Genomic DNA, 21,111 nt, shown 5'->3' with positions numbered 1-21,111 from the left:
AATATAACAATTGATATGGTAATCTTATAAATAGTTTTTGTAATTTCATAAGTTGAAATATATTAAAGTAGATACTTTTATCAAAAATTAAGAAGACTATGACTATAGAAATTATCATTGTATTTAGCGTGCTTTTGTTATCTGTAGTTTTGTTCGCGTTAGAAGTTTTTCCTATCGATAAAATTGCATTTTTTATAATGGTTAGTTTATTGGTATTCGGTCTTTTAAGTCCAGAAGAAGCGATTAGCGGGTTTTCAAGTCCGGCTACAATCTCCATTTTGTGTTTAATGATAATTGCCATAGGTTTAGAAGATAATGGAGTTATTTCGTGGCTCTCTCAAGGACTTCAAAAGCTAAAAATATTACCACTTCTTCTAATTATTCCTTTATTTATGTTTATTACGGGAACGGTTTCTAGTTTTATTAGTACGACTGCTGTTGTAATTGTTTTCATTAAAATTATTACCGATTTAGCTCGAAATTATAAAATTCCAAAAGGTAAATTATTACTTCCCATTTCATTTGCAGGAATTTTAGGTGGAAGTTGTACGCTAATGGGAACATCTACGAATTTAATTGTGAATTCTGTTATTAAAAAAGAAGGTTTAGAACCTTTTACTTTTTTTGAATTTTCTAAATATGGCTTAATTTTCTTAGTAATTGGTATTGTTGTAGTAACCGCTTTATCCTTTTTATTACCAACTGGAAATACGGAAGACTTAGACGTTTTAGACAAAAATAATCGCTATTTAACTACTGTCCAAATTAAAGAAGATTCTGAATTAATTGATAAAACTCTAGAAGAAACTATTTTATTTAAAGAAGATAAAATAAAGATCTTAAAATTGATTCGAGGTTATAAAACCACAAAATCTCCTGGAAAATATATAAAAATTCAAGCTAATGACGTATTTGTAATAAGTGGCGATGCGAAATCGTTATTTGATATGAAAAATTCCGATCATTATTTGGTGAATCATACGCTTGAAGAGAATGAAATTGCAACCATTACCGATGAAAAGCAGAAAGAAGCAAATTACACGAAAATTGTTGACTTAGTAGTTTTACCAGGTTCTGCCTTGATCAATAAAAGATTTTCAGATATAAAAAGTTATATGATTAATGGTGCAAAGCCTTTAGGGTTTCGAAAAAGGACAATTATGCCGAATTTTTACGAAAGAATGATGCAAGTAAAAATTAATGATCAGACGATAACATTAGGAGACCAACTTTTGGTAGAAATCCCTGAAAATAGATATTTCGAATTTAGTTCTTCAGAATACATGACCGTCAACAAAGATTATGATTTTACAATTAAGTCTTCTAGATTCAAAAGAAATATAACTTTTTCAATATTGTTATTAGTTATTGGATTAGCGGCAACAAGTATAGTTCCTATTATAACAAGTGCCTTAATCGGCTGCTCTTTATTACTTGCTTTTAATTGTATCACATTAGGAAACATCTATAAAAAGGTAAATTGGGAGATTATATTTCTCTTAGCCGGAATGATTCCCATTGGAATTGCAATGTCAAATAGCGGTGCTGATAAATTCTTGACGGCAAATTTGCTAGAAATATGTATGGGACAAAAACCATTTATTATTATTGGAATTTTATTCTTAACGACGATGATTATTAGTGGTTTTGTATCTAATAATGCCACGGCAATTATTATTACACCAATAGCAATTGCACTAGCACAAGGAATGAATTTGCCTGTAAAACCTTTTATATTAGCCGTCTTATTTGCTTCAAACTTTAGTTTCTTTACGCCAATGGGATTTCAGACCAATACTATTATTTACGGAATGAATATTTATAAATTCAAACACTTTTTTATTATTGGTGGAATTTTATCAATAGTACTATGGATTGTAGCAACTTTTGTTTTATCAAGTATGTTGTAAAAAAAAAAGGAAGCTTATAGCTTCCCTTCTTTAATTTCTTCCACAATTTCTGGATTGAGCAGTGTTGAAGTATCTCCAAAGTTTGAAAAATCTCCTTCTGCAATTTTACGTAATATTCTACGCATAATTTTACCTGATCTTGTTTTTGGTAAACCGCTTACAAATTGAATTTTATCTAATTTTGCAATTGGGCCTATTTGATTAGAAATCATTTCATTAATTTCTTTTGATAAGTTAGTTTTATCACGTCCTTCACCACTTTCTTTCAAGATAATGAATGCGTATAAAGCATTTCCTTTGATATCGTGTGGGAAACCTACAATAGCACTTTCCGCTACAGCTGGATGTTCGTTAATTGCATCTTCAATTGGCGCTGTTCCTAAATTATGTCCCGAAACAATTACCACATCATCTACTCTACCGGTGATTCTGTAATAACCAACTTCATCGCGTAAAGCACCATCTCCAGTGAAATATTTACCTGGGAAAGCTGTGAAATACGTTTCTTTATAACGCTGGTGATCACCCCAAATTGTTCTTGCCATTGACGGCCAAGGGAATTTAATACACAAACTTCCGTTTACTTGATTTCCTTCGATTTCATTGCGTAATTCATCCATTAAAACAGGTTGGATCCCTGGTAATGGTAAAGAAGCATAAGTAGGTTTTGTTGGTGTTACGAATGGAATTGGTGAAATCATAATAGCACCAGTTTCAGTTTGCCACCAAGTATCTACTAATGGGCAACGCTTTCCTCCTACGTGGTCGTTATACCAGTGCCAAGCCTCTTCATTAATAGGTTCTCCAACCGATCCGATAACTTTTAATGAGTTTAAAGTAAATTTTTGAACATAATCTAAACTTTCTTTAGCTAAAGCACGAATTGCTGTTGGCGCCGTGTAAAATTGAGTAATTTGATGTTTTTGAATCACTTCCCAGAAACGACTAAAATCAGGATAAGAAGGAACTCCTTCGAAAATAACTGTAGTGGCACCGTTTAAAAGTGGTCCGTATAAAATATAAGAGTGTCCGGTAATCCAACCAATGTCGGCTGTACACCAAAACACGTCATTTTCTTCATAATTGAATACATTTTTGAAGGTATAAGCCGTGTAAACCATATATCCTGCTGTCGTATGCAACATTCCTTTTGGTTTCCCAGTCGAACCCGAAGTATATAAGATAAATAACGGATCTTCTGCATCCATAATTTCGGCAACGCTGGTTCCCATTGCTTCATCTAATAAAGGTTGTAACCAAATATCACGACCTTCTTTCATGGTAACAGGCGTATTAGTTCTTTTTACAACCAGTACTTTTTCAACACAAGGAGATTTTTCTAAAGCTTCGTCAACAATTACTTTTAAATCAATTGTTTTATTACCTCTATAACTTCCGTCTGAAGTAATTACCATTTTACATTCACTGTCATTAATTCTTGCTGAAACTGCTGTAGAAGAAAATCCTGCAAATACTACTGAATGTATTGCTCCAATTCTAGCACAGGCTAAAATGGCAACGGCTAATTCAGGAATCATTGGTAAATAAATACAAACTCGGTCTCCTTTTTGAATGCCTTGATCGCGCAATACATTCGCCATTTTAGAGACTCTTTCATACAATTCGTTATATGAAATATGTAAGGCTTGTTCACTTGGATCGTTTGGTTCAAAAATAATAGCGGTTTTAGTACCTCTTTTTGCTAAATGCCTGTCTATACAGTTTTTAGAAATATTAACTTTAGCATTTAGAAACCACTTAAAATTGGCTTCTTGCATATCAACTTCAAAAACTTTATCCCATTTTTGGTACCAAACAAAGTTTTCATCTGCAATGCGATCCCAAAATTTTCTTGGTTCGCGCACTGATTTTTTATACATTTTAAAGTAATTCTCTAAATCGTGTATTTTATAATAACTCATTTTTCAGTTTATTTTTTAATTGATTATGTAAATATAACCAAAGTATTTTTTGAATAAAATATTATTTTGCTAAATTACTATAGTTATAGCACTTTTACTATTTATATAACTATTTAAAAGAACCTATTTTAGCAGTTTCTAAAACCATTCTTATTTCACCAATTATTGCTTCATCATCAATTGTGGATGGAACTTGAAATTCTTCACCATCGGCGATGCTTCGCATCATTTTTCTTAAAATTTTACCAGATCGTGTTTTTGGTAAGCGTTCTACCATCACAACATCTCGCAAAGAAGCAACGGCTCCGATTGTATCTCTAACTAACTTAACCACTTCAAACTGTAATTGGAAACTCTCAATTTCTTCTCCTGATTTTGCAACGACTAAAGCTAAAGGAATTTGGCCTTTTAAATCGTCGTTTATACCAATTACCGCGCATTCTGCAACCGAAGAATGAGAAGCAACTACTTCTTCCATTTCCGCTGTAGATAAACGGTGTCCTGCCACATTTATGACATCATCCACACGTCCTGTTATAAAAATATAATCTTCGTCGTCTTTATAACCGCCATCTCCTGAGAAATAATAGCCTGGGAATTTATTCAAATAACCTGCTTTGAAACGCTCATTGTCTTTCCATAAATCCATTAAGGTTCCAGGAGGTAATGGTAATTTGATTACTACATAACCTTCTTCATTTGGACCTAATTCTTTTCCGTTTTCGCTAAAAATTCGTACATCGTAACCCGCAACAACTTTTCCAGATGACCCCGGTTTCACTGGTAAGCGCTCCACTCCCATCATATTTGCAATCATTGGCCAACCTGATTCCGTTTGCCACCAATGGTCAATTGCAGGAACTGGAATATGTTGGTTAATCCATTCTAAAGTCGCCACATCACAACGTTCACCCGCTAGAAATAAAATTCGTAAAGATGCTAAGTTATATTTCTTAATAAATGCTCCGTTGGGGTCTTCTTTTTTTATAGCTCTAATTGCAGTTGGCGCCGTAAACATTATACTTACTTTGTGTTCTTCAATCACTCGCCAAAACGTACTTGCATCGGGTGTTCGAATCGGTTTTCCTTCAAATATAACAGTTGTATTTCTATTTATTAATGGACCGTAAACGATAAAACTATGTCCTACAACCCAACCCACATCTGAAGCTGCCCAGAAAACATCGCCTTTTTTTACATCATAAATGTATTGCATTGAATATTTAAGTGCTGTAGCATAACCTCCTGTATCTCTTATGATTCCTTTTGGTTTTCCTGTTGTGCCAGACGTATATAAAACATATAAAGGATGCGTTGCATTTACCGGAACACAATCCGTTTCTTCCGAACCATAAACCAAAGCATCATAATCAACATCGTACTTTTTGAAAGGAACTCTTGCGCCTAATTTTCTATTGAAAACTAATACTTTTTCAGGTTTGAAGTTTGCTAATTCAATCGCATCGTCGACTAATGGTTTATAAGCAATTACCCGATCAATTTCAATTCCTGAAGAAGCCGTAATGATTAATTTTGGTTCACAATCGTCAATTCTAATGGCTAATTCGTGTGGTGCGAAGCCTCCGAAAACTACCGAATGAGTAACTCCAATTCGGGCGCAAGCCAACATCGCGAAAGCTGCTTGAGGAATCATTGGCATGTAAATTACCGCAGTATCTCCTTTTTCTAATCCTAAGGATAATAGACCTCCGGCTAGCTTAGCTACTTCCGACTTCAGTTCACTATATGTATACTTTTTTACAGTTTGAGTTACTGGTGAGTCATAAATAATGGCGATTTGATCTCCAAAACCATCTTCTATATGTTTATCAACCGCTAAATAACAAGCATTTAGCTCTCCATCAGCATACCATAGTGGATAATCATTAGCATCTTTAGATAAAATCGTCTCAGGATTCTTAAACCAATCAATCTTTTGCGATTGCTCCTTCCAAAAATCTGCAGCAAATTCGCTACTTTTCTTATAAAATTCTAGATAATTCATAGGGATAGTTTGGTTTTTGTTACTATTTGATTCGTAAATTTAAAGAATAAAATAAAGCCAAATGAATTAATCTTGCTAAATAGATATAGTTATAAGAATTAAAAAAAGACTAAGTTTTCTTAGCCTTCTAATTTATACTACACCAATAAATCGCTTATCTGTTCCACTACCTTTTTAATGGAGAAAGGCTTGGTCATATAAGCATCAGCACCTAATGCCAATCCCTTTTCAATATCACTAGCTTTGTTTTTGGCAGATAAAAACAATACTTTGGTGTGTTTCAAATTATCATCTTTTCTAATATGTTCCAAAGTGGCAAAACCATCCACCGTTGGCATCATAATATCCAATATAATTACATCTGGAAAATTGGTTTTTAATATATCTAATGCTTCTTGCCCATCGCGAGCGATAAATACTTCGTAATTATTTTTTTTGAATGTATATTCTAACGACATTACAATATTTGGCTCGTCATCTACAATTAAAATCTTCTTCATAAATCTTAGTTTTCAATATTTTTTTTAGGCAATGTAAATACAACACAAGCTCCTTTAATGCTTGGTTCTACTGTTATTTGTCCTTTATGATGTTCTATAATTTGCTTACAGATAGCAAGTCCTAAACCGCTACCTATTGGTTTTTTAAAGTTTTGATTAGATGCTTGATAAAACTTGTCAAATATAACATCAAAATCGTTAGTGTTTATCCCTTTTCCATTATCCTGAATGGAAGTAACGACGAAATTATCCCTTTGTTGTACTTGAATCGTGATTAAACCTTCTTCATCTGGACAAAATTTAATAGCATTTGACAACAAATTGGTAATTACTTGAATAATTCGGTCTTCGTCGTAATAAGCAATAACAGTATCTTTCGCTTCGATATGTACTTTTATACTTTTATTATTAATCAGTTGCCGCAGTGGTTTAACAGCATTTTCAATAGTTGTGATCAGATTACTTTCTGCTGGATAAATCGTTTGTTTTCCAGTTTCAAACTTCTCTAAATCTAATATTTTGTCAATCAGACGATTTAAACGATCGGACTCCGAAATTATATTCTGTAAAAATTGCTTTTTTAGCTCTTCGGGAATATTATCATCGTCGTGCAAAATTTCACTTGCAGCGCGAATTGCTGTGATTGGTGTTCGTAATTCGTGCGTAACTGTATCTAAAAACTCATCTTTTTGTTTGTCTTTTCGAACTAAGTTTTCGTTGGCTGTTTGGAGTTGGGATGTAATTTCTTTTAGTTCATTAGAAGTTTCAACCAGTTTTTTATTGGTAATAATATTCTCTTTCGATTCTTCTAATATTTTTAAAACTTCAGGCAAGGTTACTTTTTCCTCTTTTACAACGCTCGAAATCAAAATTCTGGCCGAAGCTGTTCCGATATGTCCTGTCAATAAATTTTCGGCAAATTTCACCAATCGTGCATCGGCTAATTCTTCGTTCTTATCTACGTTATACTTCACGTTGAAGATGTTTAAGGCTCTTTTCGTACGATCTTCGCCTAAAAATCGAACTAAAACTTTTTCAATATCACTAGTGTAAGCCGTCCCTTTCCAAACAAATGCATTTTCATGATTGGTGCTGTATTTATCGATATCCACGTACATTTCGGCATAATTTCTTTCACGATAATTTCCTTTAAAACTTACGGATACTGCGAAATAGGTCAAGGTATTAAATAACATACTCCAGAAAAAGGCGTGAGGAACAGGTTCTAAATAATCCAACCCAAACAATTGGAAAGGTTTCAATAATTTAATATTCATAAATCCTTCTGAAATAAAGGAACTTTCTTCGTTGGTTAGCCCAATGGCATAAGGAATTAACAATGTATAAAGACAAATGGCGAATCCGATTAAAATTCCGTAAATGGCACCTAATCTTGAACCTCTTTTCCAAAAAATAGCTCCAAAAAAGGCTGGTCCTAATTGTCCGATGATTATAAATGCAATCAATCCGATGGAAACTAAACTATAATCTAAAGCGAAGAAGCGATATATCAAATATGAAGCTATAATTAAAGAAAATATTCCGATTTTTCTAATGTTAACAATCTTCTTGTTATTTATTGTTTGTTCTTCATTTCGCAACTTTCCTAAGAATGTATAAGGGATTAATAAGTTGTTACTCAACATTGTAGATAAACTTATGCTTGAAACAACAATCATAGATATCGCTGCAGAAAATCCGCCAAGGAAAACTAAAACCGTTAAAAAAGTATTGTTGAAATACTGTGGAATTAATAATGAATAAGAATCGGCATTAGCATTTGTGCCTTCAAACAAAACATTGCCTCCCCAAGCAATTGGATAGACAAAAATATTAAACAACAATAAATATAATGGAAATAACCAAATAGCGGTTTTAATATGACGTTCTCTATTATTTTCAACTACCGACATATGAAATTGGCGTGGCAAAAGAAAAATTGCAAAAAGCGAAGCCATACAAAGGAAAAACCAGTTCATTCCTTGCTCTAAACTTCCGAAAGTATTTTTTTCGTGATAATTTTCTAAAAGTGACGCTTTTGCATAAATATCATCGTAACCATCAAAAACAAAAAATGTTACGTAAATCCCGATTATTAGAAAGAATACTAGTTTTAAAATACTTTCCATAGCAACTGCGGTAACAATTCCTTTCCTTTTTTCGGAAGCATCTACATATCTAGTTCCATAATAAGAGGCAAAAAGCGCTAATGCAATGGCAACATAAGTTGTGGTATCATCAAAAATTAGCGAACTTGTATCTGTTTTTGTTACAATATGGAAGGTTTCAGAAATTGCTTTCATTTGTAATGCTACATAAGGTAAAATCCCAGCCAAACAAACTACGGTAACTAATGCGCCTAGAAAACGACTGTTTCCATAACGAAGTGAAATAAAATCGGCAATACTCGAAATTTTATTGACTTTTGAAATTCGAATGATTTTTTTAAGGATAATAATCCAAGCCGGAATAATAATTATGGGTCCAATGTAAATCGGCAAATAACCTAAGCCCGAATTTGCAGCGACACCAATACTTCCATAATAAGTCCACGCCGTACAATAAACCGCCAATGATAAGGAATAGATATACGAATTATTGGTCCACTTGCTGCTTTCTTTCTTTTCTGCCCAATGTGCAATAAAAAAAAGAATACCTAAATAGACTAATAAAATAAGTAAAAGAACTGCACTATTCATAATAACGTTGTACTACAATCCAAGAAATTAATACGGAAAACAACCAAACCGAGAAAATATAAATGTAGATAATGGGAAACCCTAAAAAACTTTCAGAGCTATCAAATAATAAAAGTAATGGCAGATTAAGCGCCAATACTAATAATAAGGATAATACAACTAACTTATGTTGATGTCTTTTCTTCATTAATAACTACGTAGTTTATTATATTTATTTTTTAAAAATACAAACTCTGCTCTTGAAAAACAAGAACAGAGTTGTAAAATAATTATATATAAAAATTAGTGAGAACCGCCAGCTTCGCCTGCTCCAGAAGGAATACGGATATTTTCAACAATATCTTGTACTTCTTGAGGCGGCGCAGGTGTAAACTTACTTACAACTATAGCAACAACGAAGTTTGCAATCATAGCAACAGTACCAAATCCTTCCGGTGAAATTCCAAACCACCATTCTGATTTGTCTGGCATATCGCCTATCCAACCTAATTTGAATTTTGCCATATAATAAAGCATTAACAACATTCCGACAATCATTCCAGAAACAGCTCCTTCTTTATTCATACGTTTATTGAAAATTCCTAAAATAATTGCTGGGAAAAATGATGCAGCCGCTAATCCAAAGGCAAGCGCGACGACGGCGGCGACAAAACCAGGCGGATTAATTCCGAAATATCCTGCAATAACTACCGCAACTGCAGCAGCTCCACGAGCAGACCAAAGTTCCGCTTTTTCAGAAATACCTGGGTTGATCATTTTCTTAATTAAGTCGTGAGAAACAGCAGCAGAAATTACCAATAATAATCCAGCAGCAGTTGATAATGCTGCAGCTAATGCTCCAGCAGCAACTAATGCAATTACCCAGTTTGGTAATTTTGCAATTTCAGGATTCGCTAAAACCATAATATCATTATCGATATATAGTTCGTTCGCACTTTCTAAATTTGGCTGATCTTTCTGTGGTTTACCATCTTTTAAAATAAAAGCATCCCCTTTTACATATTGAATTATTCCATCATTATTCTTATCGTTATAAATCAATAGTCCTGTTTTTTCCCAGTTTGTAAACCATTCTGGCATATCTACATAGTTTTTATTACTAACTGTGTCAATTAAATTAGCTTTAGCAAAAACAGATACTGCAGGTGCAGTTGTATATAAAATAGCAATTAAAAATAACGCTAATCCGGCAGATTTACGTGCATCTTTTACATTTTTCACCGTGAAGAACCGAACAATAACGTGAGGTAAACCAGCAGTTCCAACCATCAAAGCTAATGTAATCGCAAACACATCTAATTTAGATTTTGTGCCGCTTGTGTATTCTGCGAATCCTAATTCTGTAGATAATCCATTTAATTTATCTAATAAATATACATCAGTACCGATTAGTTTATCTCCCATTCCCAATTGTGGAATTGGATTTCCTGTCATGTGAATTGAAATATAAATCGCAGGAACCATAAATGCGAAAATCAATACGCAATATTGTGCAACTTGCGTGTAAGTAATTCCTTTCATTCCTCCTAAAACAGCATAGAATAAAACGATAATCATTCCGATAATTACTCCTGTGTTAATTTCAACTTCTAAAAATCGTGAAAAAACAACTCCAACGCCACGCATTTGACCTGCAACATAAGTAAATGAAATAATTAAAGCACAAAATACCGCTACTGAACGCGCTGTTTTTGAATAATATCTGTCTCCAATAAAATCAGGCACTGTAAACTTCCCGAATTTTCTTAAATAAGGAGCTAAAAGTAAGGCTAGAAGCACATAACCTCCGGTCCAACCCATTAAATAAACGGCACCATCATAACCTGCAAAAGATATAATTCCTGCCATCGAAATAAAGGAAGCCGCAGACATCCAATCGGCAGCAGTTGCCATTCCATTTGCTAATGGGGAAACGCCTCCACCGGCAACATAAAATTCTTTTGTAGAACCTGCTCTACTCCAAATTGCAATTCCAATATATATAGTAAACGTAATTCCTACGATAATATAGGTCCAAATTTTTACATCCATGATTTCGTTTTTTTGTCTGTTAGTTAGTCTTTGTCAAATCCGTATTTTTTGTCTAATTTGTTCATCAATCTCACATAAACAAAGATTAAAATAACAAATATGAACATTGAACCTTGCTGTGCAAACCAAAATCCTAAGGGAAATCCTCCCATTTTTATGGTGTCTAATTGGTCAACAAAAATGATTCCTGCTCCATAAGAACATAAGAACCATATGCTTAATAAAATTAGAAGGTATCTCACATTTTCCTTCCAATAAGCCGTGGCGTGTTTTTGATCGCTCATAATTTTGTAGTAGTTTTTGATTGGTTATTATAGATAAATCATCGCTTGAAGTGTCAGCGTATTTACCGCATCACTTGTAGCATATTTTAAAGATTGATATTCTAAAGTTAATTTAGCGTTGTGACCGCTTAAATAAAGGTTTGTTCCCAAGCCAAATTGTGTTGCATTATCGTTTAAAACATCAATTTGTCTGTTGTTATAAGAAAGATAAGGTTGAATTTTTGCAGTAGTTTTTAAAGGTAAAACATAACCAACGTGCGCATATAACATCGAACCCGTTTCATAAGTAGTTCCTAATGTGAAGTCTTTTCCGTAATCGTTATTTTGATATAAAGCATAAGCCGTTAAAGCTGCACCATTTGCTCCTAAAGGAACATCATAAAAAGCATCTACAGCTAATATTTTTACATCTTCACCACTTAAATTTCCAATTGCATCTGCAACTACAGAACCTTTAGGATGAACAAAAAATCCAGCTCCTACATTAAATACTTTTTTTGTTCCTACATAAGAACCTACTTTATAAGGTAAAAAATTACTTTCATCTTCTAAAAAACCATATTCAAAATAACCAGCATACGTTTTTCCAGCATCTTTTGAACCTAATAATCTTCTTCCTGAGTAATTTGCAGCCCCACCATTTACAGGAAGTCCTGTTTGTAAATTAGTTGTTACAGCATCATTTATTGAAATTCGGTATTGAAATTTATACAAAGCTCCTTTTAGATAAACACCCATATGTCTCGCAAATTGATCAGACAAACCAAGAGTTGCCCAAGTTTGACGTTGATTGTCTAACGTCATAATGTTCAAAGTACTTTGGTTATTTAAACGCGAAATTCCGTTCCAATAATGCAAACCTCCACCGATTGCGTGATCTTTTCCTAAACTATATTGTGCCCAAACATCGTGAAAGAATAACTGAGAAGCATCTTTAGTTCCGGTCGGACTCATATTATCTGCATTAAGGCTGTTTAAACCAAAATGCGTTAATATCATAAAATTCTTATTAATCTGAGCGTACATTAATACTCGCGCTCTTCTAAGATTGAATTGCGTATCTGATTGCTCGTTTCCGTTTGCGTCTAAAGGTCGGTCTGAATTGTGTTGTGCCCAAAATTGCGCCCACGAGATAACTCTGAAGTATTTAGAGCCATCTTCATTGATATTTACTTTCAATCCGCCACCATAATCAGGCGAACCTTGACCAAATGTAAGTGCCGAAAGTAATAATCCAGCGGTTAGTAATAATTTTCTCATAGTTTAGAAATTGGTTAATCAGTTGGTTTTTGATGCAGCCAAATTCTAAAATTATGTTAATGAAAAAAATTACAATATATAATTTTGTAAACTACTATAGTTAATCCTTAAAACGTTCCCATTTTATAAGCATAAATTTATCACCTAATTCGGTAATAATCATTCCAGCTCCTGATAATTGGTCTTTGTTTTGAAGGTATTCAACTAGTTCTGCGTGTTTAAAAATCTTATAAGTAGGATGATAATTAGGATGTGGTGGTTTCTTGATTTTAAACTCCTTAACCCAATTACTAATGGAAACGTGCGAAACCCCGATAATACGCTCAATTTCTCTAAAGCTTAGCCCTTCAAGATACAATTGTAAAGCTTTAGTCACATAATAATCATCAATCTTTTTACCTAGTTTGTTGACTGTGAAGTAATAATTACAAGATTTACACAAATAACGTTGTCTTTCTTTAATAATACCGCTTTTTACAATTGTGTCGCTTTGACATTTGGGACAAGCTAAAATCTCCATATATATAATTTTTGCATAAATATACTAATTTAGCAAGATATACAAAAAAATATTTCATAATTATTGAATAGTATTTTTTTATTAATGATAATTTTATTCCTTAATAATTACACATAATACAATTAATACCAGTAACTAACAAAATAGAATAGTGAAAAATAACAGCTTATAATCTAATTTATCTACAATTTTATGATTATTCTATTATGGAAACTTTAATTAATTTACGTAATTTGTACAAACAACGATAACAATTATGCAATTCGATATTCAAAATACGGATCCTTCAACTTTATACAAACTCTTGACAGGAACTATTATCCCAAGACCCATTGGTTGGATTTCTACTTTAGATGAAAATGGAATTAACAACTTAGCTCCTTTTTCGTACTTCAATATGGTAAGTAGCGATCCTCCATGTGTTATGTTTTCAACCCGAAGAGATAATGGAACTAATAAAGACACTTTAAATAATGTCTTACAAAATGGTGAATTCGTGGTGAATTTAGTCACGATGGATATTGTAGAACAAATGAATAAAACTTCGGCAACTGTAGATTCAACTGTGGATGAATTTGAACTAGCAGGCCTTACTCCTATTGACTCTATTGTGGTTAAACCAAAAAGAGTTAAAGAAAGTTTAGTACATTTTGAATGCGAAAAAATCCATCATTATTTCATTAGAGATGCGGATGGAAATGAAACGGCTTGTATAATTGTAGGTCAAATTAAAACAATTCACATTGACGATTCAATTCTTTGTGAAAACAATCGCATTGATTTGGACAAATATAAACCTGTTGCTCGTTTAGCAGGTTCTAATTACTCCACTTTAGGTGAAATTTTTTCCATAACAAGAGCTTAATACTTTTTCGGATTTACTTCCGAAAAGGTTTATAAATTCCTAAAAGAAGATAACAATAATTGCTCCGATGAAACTTTGCGAGATCTTGTAAAATGCGAGAATGAAATTATATAACTGGACCTACTTTCATTCAAGATGCTGACGGATATTTAAATTTGTAGTGGGCTATGATGACATGATTGATTGTTTCTTCGCGTTATAATGTTGCTTCAATTCAAGTAGAATCCGTACTTTTAACAAATGAGATTCTTTTCAGATGTGCTGTTAGTGGCTTCACAGCTATTGCTTCACAGATAAATTTTAAACTTATATTGTACTGAAATTTTATTAAAGCTTTAGATTATATTAGGTACGATAATTATAAGTAATTCAAGTGATTAATGTAAAATTAAAAGTATAAAAGTATTTTGAATTTCGTTACTATATTACCTAAAAAATTAACGGAGAAACCCACCGTCAAATTAAAATAACACTAATTTGTATCTCCAAATTTTTGTTGTAAACTAAATAAAAAGAATAAAATATGAGAAAAGTATTTGTTGTAGTCAGTATCACACTCCTTTCCTTAACAGGGATTTTAACCTATATCAATTGGAAATTCAGTTTCTTATTATTGATTTTTATTCCTTTAATAATAATGGGATTGTATGATATGTTTCAATCTCAAAAATCAATTCGTAGAAATTTCCCTTTATTAGGAAGAATGCGTTATTTGTTAGAAGGAATTGGACCAGAAATACGCCAATATTTTGTGGAAACCGATTTAGACGGAAAACCATTCAACCGACTACAACGAAGCATTGTATATCAACGAAGTAAAAAAGAAGCGGATTCAATGCCTTTTGGAACCCAATTAGATGTTTATAAAAACGGCTATGAATGGATAAATCATAGTATTCGTGCAATTTCTTTTACTAATGTAAACGAAAATCCAAAGGTGCATATTGGTTCTTCGCAATGTGAAAAACCTTACGACGCTAGTTTATTCAATATTAGTGCAATGAGTTTTGGCTCACTTAGTAAAAATGCAATTCTGGCTTTAAATAATGGAGCAAAAGAAGGTGGATTTTACCACAATACAGGCGAAGGCGGACTTTCACCCTATCATTTACAAGGTGGCGACGTAGTTTGGAATATTGGAACAGGTTATTTCAGTTGCCGTGATGAACAAGGAAACTTTAGTTATGATCAATATACTAAAAGAGCGATTTTAGACAATGTAAAAATGATTGAAATTAAATTCTCACAAGGTGCAAAACCAGGCCACGGTGGAATTTTACCTAAAGAAAAGGTAACCGATGAAATTGCCGATATTCGCTTGGTAGGAAAAGGATATGATATCATTTCACCACCAACGCATTCTGCTTTTTCAACGCCTTTAGAATTGATGGATTTTGTCAAATTACTACGAAAAGGTTCTGGTGGTAAACCCGTTGGAATCAAGATTTGTATCGGTAATAAAACTGAATTTGTAGCAATCTGCAAAGCTATGGTTGAAACAAAAACTTTTATTGATTTCATAACAGTTGATGGTGGCGAAGGCGGAACTGGTGCGGCTCCGCAAGAATATTCTGACCACGTGGGAATGCCATTACGCGATGCTTTAGCGTTTGTTTACGATTGTTTAAATGGATTCGGAATCAAAGACCAAATAAAAATTATTGCTAGTGGAAAAGTGGTTACTGGATTCGATATTATTCGTTGTCTTTCTATCGGTGCAGACCTTTGTAATTCAGCCCGAGGCATGATGTTTGCCTTAGGATGCATACAAGCTTTAGAATGTCACGCGAACACTTGTCCGACCGGAATTGCGACTCAAAATCCAAAATTAACTAAAGGATTAGTTCCCGAAGAGAAAAGTATTCGTGTCGCTCGTTTTCAGCACGAAACCGTAAAATCAGCTATGGATTTAATGGCTTCTGCGGGAATTGATCATCCGGATGGTGTAACGCGAGATGTAGTGAGCACAAGAGTTGAACGCAATAAAACACAAACATTTGCTGAAATTTATCCCGAATTAAAACCAGGATCACTTTTAGATGGAAGCAGCGTACCCAACGAATATTTCAGAATTTGGAAAAATGCCACTTCAGAAAAATTTTAATTAGATGCTAATCCCGCTATACATTGCAAACGAAGTTCACTGAACTCCTAATAAGATATAAAATATGTGAAGTAATCTTTGTGTTTAGAAAGAAAAAACACAAAGAATTTCCACTACTATCGGGGCTAGGCAATCAGTAATGTTAATTAATAAATTTTAAATTAGTCTCATTTTGTACTATTTGGTAAGTTAGATAAAGTAAGGATCAAGCTTTTAATTAGCGAGAAAAATGTGTCTTGAATAACTTTATTATTCAGGATCAGTGTTCGTTTAAGTTGAAATTATTTAAAAAAAATAACGTGTTTGACTATTTATCAAGAGATTAAAGTTTTGATGGTTTCGTATTTTGTACAAATGCTACGTTTGGTAGCTACTGATTAAATTCAGGCAGAATGCGCTATTACAATAGCATCTGCAACAGTTTGCAAAACTTATGAAATGATGAAAAAAATTAGGACTTCAAGCTAAAGCAGCTGAAGGTAAATTATTAAACAGTAAATATTATAACTATGGAATGGAACGTAATTGATGGAAAATTGGTAAAAAACTTTAAGTTTGAATCCCAAACTGAATTGGCACAGTTTCTTTTAAAAGTAGCCACTTATGCAGATGAAATGAATCATCACCCCGACTGTAAAATACATAAAGCGTTTCAATTAGAAATTACTTTATTTACACACGATAAAAACGAAATTACTAGTTTAGATCACCAGCTTGCTGAAAAAATAGATTCGTTATAGGTTCGAACAGAAGTTAATTATCGTAATTACGAAATAAAACAAGATATTTAATTTATATAAAAATTTTAGAAAATTGTGTAATATGACAAATGATATTGTGTCTTAAATTTGCTAAACTAATTACTAAAACTAACTATCATGAACGGATTCTTTAAAACAATAATTGCCGGATTTACCGCAAAAAAACTAGGTGGAGGTTGTCTTACAACGATAATAATTTTTGTAATCATCTATTGGTTACTTGGAAAATTTTAATCTTAACTCCTTAAGATTTATATTATGTATTAATTTTCTTGCTTAATCAAGCTATATTTTAATACATTTTAAAGGATAAATTCCATAGAAATTTGTAAATTTACTAAGCTATTTAAACAGCTTAATTTACATATTCTATGGAATTTATTGATTACTACAAAGTCCTAGGCCTATCTAAAACTGCAACTGCAGATGAAATTAAAAAAGCTTATCGAAAATTAGCTAGAAAATTACATCCCGACATCAACCCGAATGATAAAGATGCCAATACTAAGTTTCAACAATTGAATGAAGCTAACGAAGTATTAGGCAATCCTGAAAAAAGAAAGAAGTACGATAAGTATGGAAAAGATTGGGAAAACGGTGAAGAATACGAAAAATACAAACAACAACAGCACTATTCTAACGCTGGTCAACAACAATCTTATGGTGGCGGTGGTTTTGGTGGAGAAGATTTTTCAGACTATTTTTCATCTATGTTTGGAAATCAATCTGGTGGTGGACAAAGAAGCCAGCCAAAATACCGTGGACAAGATATTCAAGCGCAAGTACAAATTGATATTAAAGAGGCTTATACAACCCATAAAAAGGAATTTACGGTAAGCGGAAAAAATATTAGAATTACGGTTCCTGCTGGGATTGAAGATCAACAAACCATTAAAATTGGCGGTTATGGTTCGCCTGGAATGAACAATGGGCCAAGTGGCGATTTATATATTACATTTTCAATTTTAAATACTACTGCTTTTAAACGGGTCGTAAATGATTTGTTTTTTACGCAAGATTTGGATTTATATACTGCTGTTTTAGGTGGAGAAATTACTCTTTCCGATTTCAATCACTCTAAATTAAAACTAAAAGTAGCTGCAGGGACTCAAAATGGAACAAAAGTACGTTTGAAAGGAAAAGGATTTCCAATTTATAAAAAAGAGGATGCTTTTGGTGATTTATATGTGACTTATAATATTGTTATTCCAACTAATCTTTCCGAAAAGGAAAAAGAACTGTTCACTGAATTAGAAAAATCTACCAAAAACTAATACTATGGAAAATCAAGAATTAATTATAATAGACGTATTTTGTAAAGAATACCAAATCGAAATTAACTTTATCCATGATTTAGAAGAATTTGGTTTGATTCAAATTGTTAAACATCAAGAAAAGAACTATTTAGATAAAAATCAATTAGTATTTATTGAAAAAATACTTCGACTACACAACGATTTAAATATCAATAAAGAAGGTATTGAAATAATTTTAGATCTTCAAGAAAAAGAAAATCAATTACTGTCGGAAATTAATTATTTAAGAAAGCGTTTGGGATTGTATGAGTAATGAAATTTACAAATTGAACAACTATTTCTTTCACGAATTAATTTATAAAATATAAAAAAACCTGAATTAAAACTAAGTTTTGATTCAGGTTTTTATTTGTGAAATACAGAAAAATAATCGGTATTCTATTTAAAGATTATTTAAACTCAATAACAAATTCTTCTTTAGGAGTTCTCACTTTTTTCATAGGAGCAATCCAGTCTTTTGGTGTATCTGCATAGCCAACATACATTAATGACACACTTTTTAAGCCCAGTTTATCTAATTCCAAAATTTTATCAACAACACTATTGTCGAATCCTTCAACGGGCGTGCTGTCAATTCTTAATTCTGCCGCTTGTCCTAATGCTAATCCAAGAGCAATGTAAGTTTGTCTAGCAATGTGTGCGAAGTTTTCTGCAGCGGGTTGCGCCAAATAAATTTTCTTCAGCATATCCGTATAACTTCCAAAACGTCCGCGTTCTAATTCACGTTCATCGGTAGTGTAATTATAAACTTTGTCAATTCGTTCTTCTGTGTAACGATCCCAACCTGCAAAAATTAGTACGTGAGAACAATCGCGCATACATTCAGGATTTAATGCTCCTTTTACTAGTTTTTCTTTTAATTCTTGATTTTCAACAACAAGGACATTAAAAGGTTGCAATCCCGATGAAGTTGGTGCTAAACGCGCCGCCTCGATTATTTTATCAATATTTTCTTTACTAACTTTTTTACTTGGATCGTATGCTTTTACAGCGTGTCTCCAGTTTAAATCTTCTATTAAAGCCATTTTTATTTAGGTGTTATGTAATTTATTTATTCTTTTGAAACAATGAAAATTCTGAAAGTATTTCTTTTAATATAAAAATCCATTTTCACATTTAACCAATTCCTTTCTAACTGCAACTTCTATATTTTATGAATTATAGAAAAAATCTATTTTTTTGATATTTTAGCAATTATGTTTTTTAATACCATCAAATCTTCCAGAGAAATATCCATAGCTTCCATCATTTTAGTCGGAATGCAAGCTGCCCTAACTTTTAAAGCTTTACCTTTTTCGGTTAATGAAATATTTACTATTCGTTCATCAACTGAGCTTCGTACTCGGATAACAAAACCCTTCAGTTCCATTCTTTTTAGTAATGGAGTTAATGTACCGCTATCCAATTGTAATTTTTCCCCGATTTGATTCACAGTTAGTTGCTCGAATTCCCACAAAACCATCATTACTAAATATTGAGGATAAGTAAGTTCTAATTCCTCTAAAAAAGGGCGATACCTATTGATTATCTCTTTGGCAAAGGAATAAACAGGAAAACAAACTTGCTCACTAAGATGTAATGGATCTTTCATATTTTCAATTTGATCGTACAAATGTAAAAATAAATTAAATTGCGCACAATTTAATTGTGAAAAACTAACATTAGTTTAACAATAGTTTATTAAAGAATTAAGAACCTCAATTTGGCACTACTCATTCAATTGAGTTACCTTTGCGACTACTTCAAAATTGAAAATTCAGAACGCTAAAAGTTTTATAAAACAATCTTTTTAGTACTGTAAAGTGTACTAATTAAAATAAGTGGTTTTAGTTTTTATAGTTTTAAAATAATACACGAGAGCATTCTGCTACTTTTAGAAAAAAAGTCAAAACCTTAAGTTTGAAAATCAATGAAAAATTCGCATACCTCCTATTCCATTTTAGATCTTGCTCTAGTTTCTGAAGGAAATTCGTTAAAACAAACCTATAATGATGCCTTAAAATTAGCACAACATGCAGAAAAATATGGTTATACGCGTTATTGGCTTGCAGAACATCATAATGCACCTAACATTGCCAGCAGCGCCACTTCTATATTAATTGGATATATTGCTGAAGGCACGACAACACTTCGTATTGGTTCGGGTGGAATTATGTTGCCAAATCACTCGCCATTGCTAGTAGCAGAACAATTTGGGACTTTAGGTTCGTTGTATCCTAACCGTATTGACCTTGGATTGGGCAGAGCTCCAGGAACAGACGGAGAAACAGCAAAAGCTATTCGGTCTGATTTTATGGAAGCCGCACATTCGTTTCCAAATGAAATCGATAAAATTCAAAAATATTTTTCTGCGGATAATTCCACTGCTAAAGTTCGTGCCACAGTTGCAGAAGGTGTCGAAGTGCCGCTTTATATTTTAGGTTCAAGTACAGATAGTGCTCATTTAGCAGCCAAAAAAGGATTGCCTTATGCTTTCGCAAGTCATTTTGCCACCACACATTTAATGGAAGCATTGGCTATTTATCACAATGAATTTCAACCTTCAAAAGACTTAGAAAAACCTTATGTTTTAGCGGGTGTTAATATTATAGTCGCTGATACTGATGAAGAAGCGCAGCGTTTATCAACTTCGCTAATTCGTATGATTGTTGGAATACTAACAGGAAAACGAGATTATGTACAACCTCCAACAGCACTGACCGATGATTTAAAGGAAGTTATGCAACATCCACAAGTATACCAAATGTTGAAATATTCATTTATAGGAAGTAAAGCCACAGTAAAAGATCAAGTAAAGAAATTTCTAGCCGAAACAAACGCAGACGAACTTATCGCAGTGACGCACATTTATGATGCAAACGAAAGAATTCGGTCGTATGAATTATTTGCGGAGCTTATGAAAGAATTAAATTAGAAAAATTTGTTTCTATAACT

Annotated in this window: 17 protein-coding genes; 7 read left to right on the top strand and 10 right to left on the bottom strand. The window is 32.8% G+C overall.

What is annotated here, in order from left to right; genetic code table 11:
• Positions 1–98: 98 nt before the first annotated feature.
• Positions 99–1,910 (top strand): SLC13 family permease, encoded by a 1,812-nt coding sequence (locus ACFSX9_RS03555; protein WP_379804489.1) that lies wholly within the window; start codon positions 99–101, stop codon positions 1,908–1,910.
• A gap of 14 nt (positions 1,911–1,924) precedes the next feature.
• Here the strand turns inward: ACFSX9_RS03555 and acs are convergent, their stop codons facing one another.
• The 8 genes from acs to ACFSX9_RS03515 all read right to left on the bottom strand — a co-directional run bounded on the left by acs (position 1,925) and on the right by ACFSX9_RS03515 (position 13,131).
• On the bottom strand, positions 1,925–3,832 hold the full coding sequence (gene acs / locus ACFSX9_RS03550; RefSeq protein ID WP_379804486.1) for an acetate--CoA ligase: 1,908 nt from the start codon (positions 3,830–3,832) through the stop codon (positions 1,925–1,927).
• Positions 3,833–3,941: 109 nt separating this feature from the next.
• A complete protein-coding gene (locus ACFSX9_RS03545; RefSeq protein WP_379804663.1) occupies positions 3,942–5,843 on the bottom strand; it encodes an acetate--CoA ligase in 1,902 nt (633 codons plus the stop codon).
• Positions 5,844–5,974: 131 nt separating this feature from the next.
• On the bottom strand, positions 5,975–6,337 hold the full coding sequence (locus ACFSX9_RS03540) for a response regulator transcription factor (RefSeq protein WP_379804483.1): 363 nt from the start codon (positions 6,335–6,337) through the stop codon (positions 5,975–5,977).
• Between the two features lie 5 nt (positions 6,338–6,342).
• Positions 6,343–9,036: an ATP-binding protein gene (locus tag ACFSX9_RS03535; RefSeq protein WP_379804481.1), complete on the bottom strand. Its 2,694-nt coding sequence runs from the start codon at positions 9,034–9,036 to the stop codon at positions 6,343–6,345.
• A gap of 282 nt (positions 9,037–9,318) precedes the next feature.
• Complete coding sequence (locus tag ACFSX9_RS03530) at positions 9,319–11,067, bottom strand: sodium:solute symporter family protein (protein WP_379804478.1); 1,749 nt, start codon at positions 11,065–11,067, stop codon at positions 9,319–9,321.
• Between the two features lie 23 nt (positions 11,068–11,090).
• Positions 11,091–11,351 carry a DUF4212 domain-containing protein gene (locus tag ACFSX9_RS03525; protein WP_379804475.1) on the bottom strand — a complete coding sequence of 87 codons (261 nt, stop codon included), beginning with the start codon at positions 11,349–11,351 and terminating at the stop codon, positions 11,091–11,093.
• Positions 11,352–11,378: 27 nt separating this feature from the next.
• The gene (locus ACFSX9_RS03520) at positions 11,379–12,611 is read right to left on the bottom strand and encodes a hypothetical protein (RefSeq protein WP_379804472.1); all 1,233 of its coding nucleotides are present in this window, start codon (positions 12,609–12,611) and stop codon (positions 11,379–11,381) included.
• 100 nt (positions 12,612–12,711) lie between these two features.
• Positions 12,712–13,131, bottom strand: a complete 420-nt coding sequence (locus tag ACFSX9_RS03515) for a transposase-like zinc-binding domain-containing protein (protein WP_379804470.1) — start codon at positions 13,129–13,131, stop codon at positions 12,712–12,714.
• 256 nt (positions 13,132–13,387) lie between these two features.
• Here ACFSX9_RS03515 and ACFSX9_RS03510 point away from each other — a divergent pair, with 256 nt between their 5' ends.
• The 5 genes from ACFSX9_RS03510 (at position 13,388) to ACFSX9_RS03490 (ending at position 18,430) form a co-directional block, all read left to right on the top strand.
• Entirely contained in the window at positions 13,388–13,996 is a 609-nt protein-coding gene (locus ACFSX9_RS03510; RefSeq protein WP_379804467.1) for a flavin reductase family protein, read from the top strand.
• Between the two features lie 523 nt (positions 13,997–14,519).
• Positions 14,520–16,100 (top strand): FMN-binding glutamate synthase family protein, encoded by a 1,581-nt coding sequence (locus tag ACFSX9_RS03505; protein WP_379804464.1) that lies wholly within the window; start codon positions 14,520–14,522, stop codon positions 16,098–16,100.
• Positions 16,101–16,609: 509 nt separating this feature from the next.
• A complete protein-coding gene (locus tag ACFSX9_RS03500; protein ID WP_379804461.1) occupies positions 16,610–16,840 on the top strand; it encodes a 4a-hydroxytetrahydrobiopterin dehydratase in 231 nt (76 codons plus the stop codon).
• Between the two features lie 392 nt (positions 16,841–17,232).
• On the top strand, positions 17,233–18,135 hold the full coding sequence (locus tag ACFSX9_RS03495) for a DnaJ C-terminal domain-containing protein (RefSeq protein WP_379804458.1): 903 nt from the start codon (positions 17,233–17,235) through the stop codon (positions 18,133–18,135).
• Between the two features lie 4 nt (positions 18,136–18,139).
• A complete protein-coding gene (locus ACFSX9_RS03490) occupies positions 18,140–18,430 on the top strand; it encodes a chaperone modulator CbpM (protein WP_379804456.1) in 291 nt (96 codons plus the stop codon).
• Positions 18,431–18,566: 136 nt separating this feature from the next.
• On the opposite strand, the gene ACFSX9_RS03485 is transcribed toward ACFSX9_RS03490, so the two are convergent.
• Both ACFSX9_RS03485 and ACFSX9_RS03480 read right to left on the bottom strand, forming a co-directional pair.
• Positions 18,567–19,202: an NAD(P)H-dependent oxidoreductase gene (locus ACFSX9_RS03485; protein ID WP_379804453.1), complete on the bottom strand. Its 636-nt coding sequence runs from the start codon at positions 19,200–19,202 to the stop codon at positions 18,567–18,569.
• 146 nt (positions 19,203–19,348) lie between these two features.
• Positions 19,349–19,768, bottom strand: a complete 420-nt coding sequence (locus tag ACFSX9_RS03480; protein ID WP_379804450.1) for a MarR family winged helix-turn-helix transcriptional regulator — start codon at positions 19,766–19,768, stop codon at positions 19,349–19,351.
• Between the two features lie 318 nt (positions 19,769–20,086).
• On the opposite strand from ACFSX9_RS03480, the gene ACFSX9_RS03475 reads away from it, so the two are divergent.
• Positions 20,087–21,091, top strand: a complete 1,005-nt coding sequence (locus tag ACFSX9_RS03475) for an LLM class flavin-dependent oxidoreductase (protein ID WP_379804447.1) — start codon at positions 20,087–20,089, stop codon at positions 21,089–21,091.
• Positions 21,092–21,111 lie beyond the last annotated feature (20 nt).

Source organism: Flavobacterium ardleyense (genome assembly GCF_042686085.1).
Classification (GTDB): Bacteria; Bacteroidota; Bacteroidia; order Flavobacteriales; family Flavobacteriaceae; genus Flavobacterium; species Flavobacterium ardleyense.
Note: the sequence above shows the minus strand (reverse complement) of the source record. Positions and strands in the feature narration are given on the sequence as shown.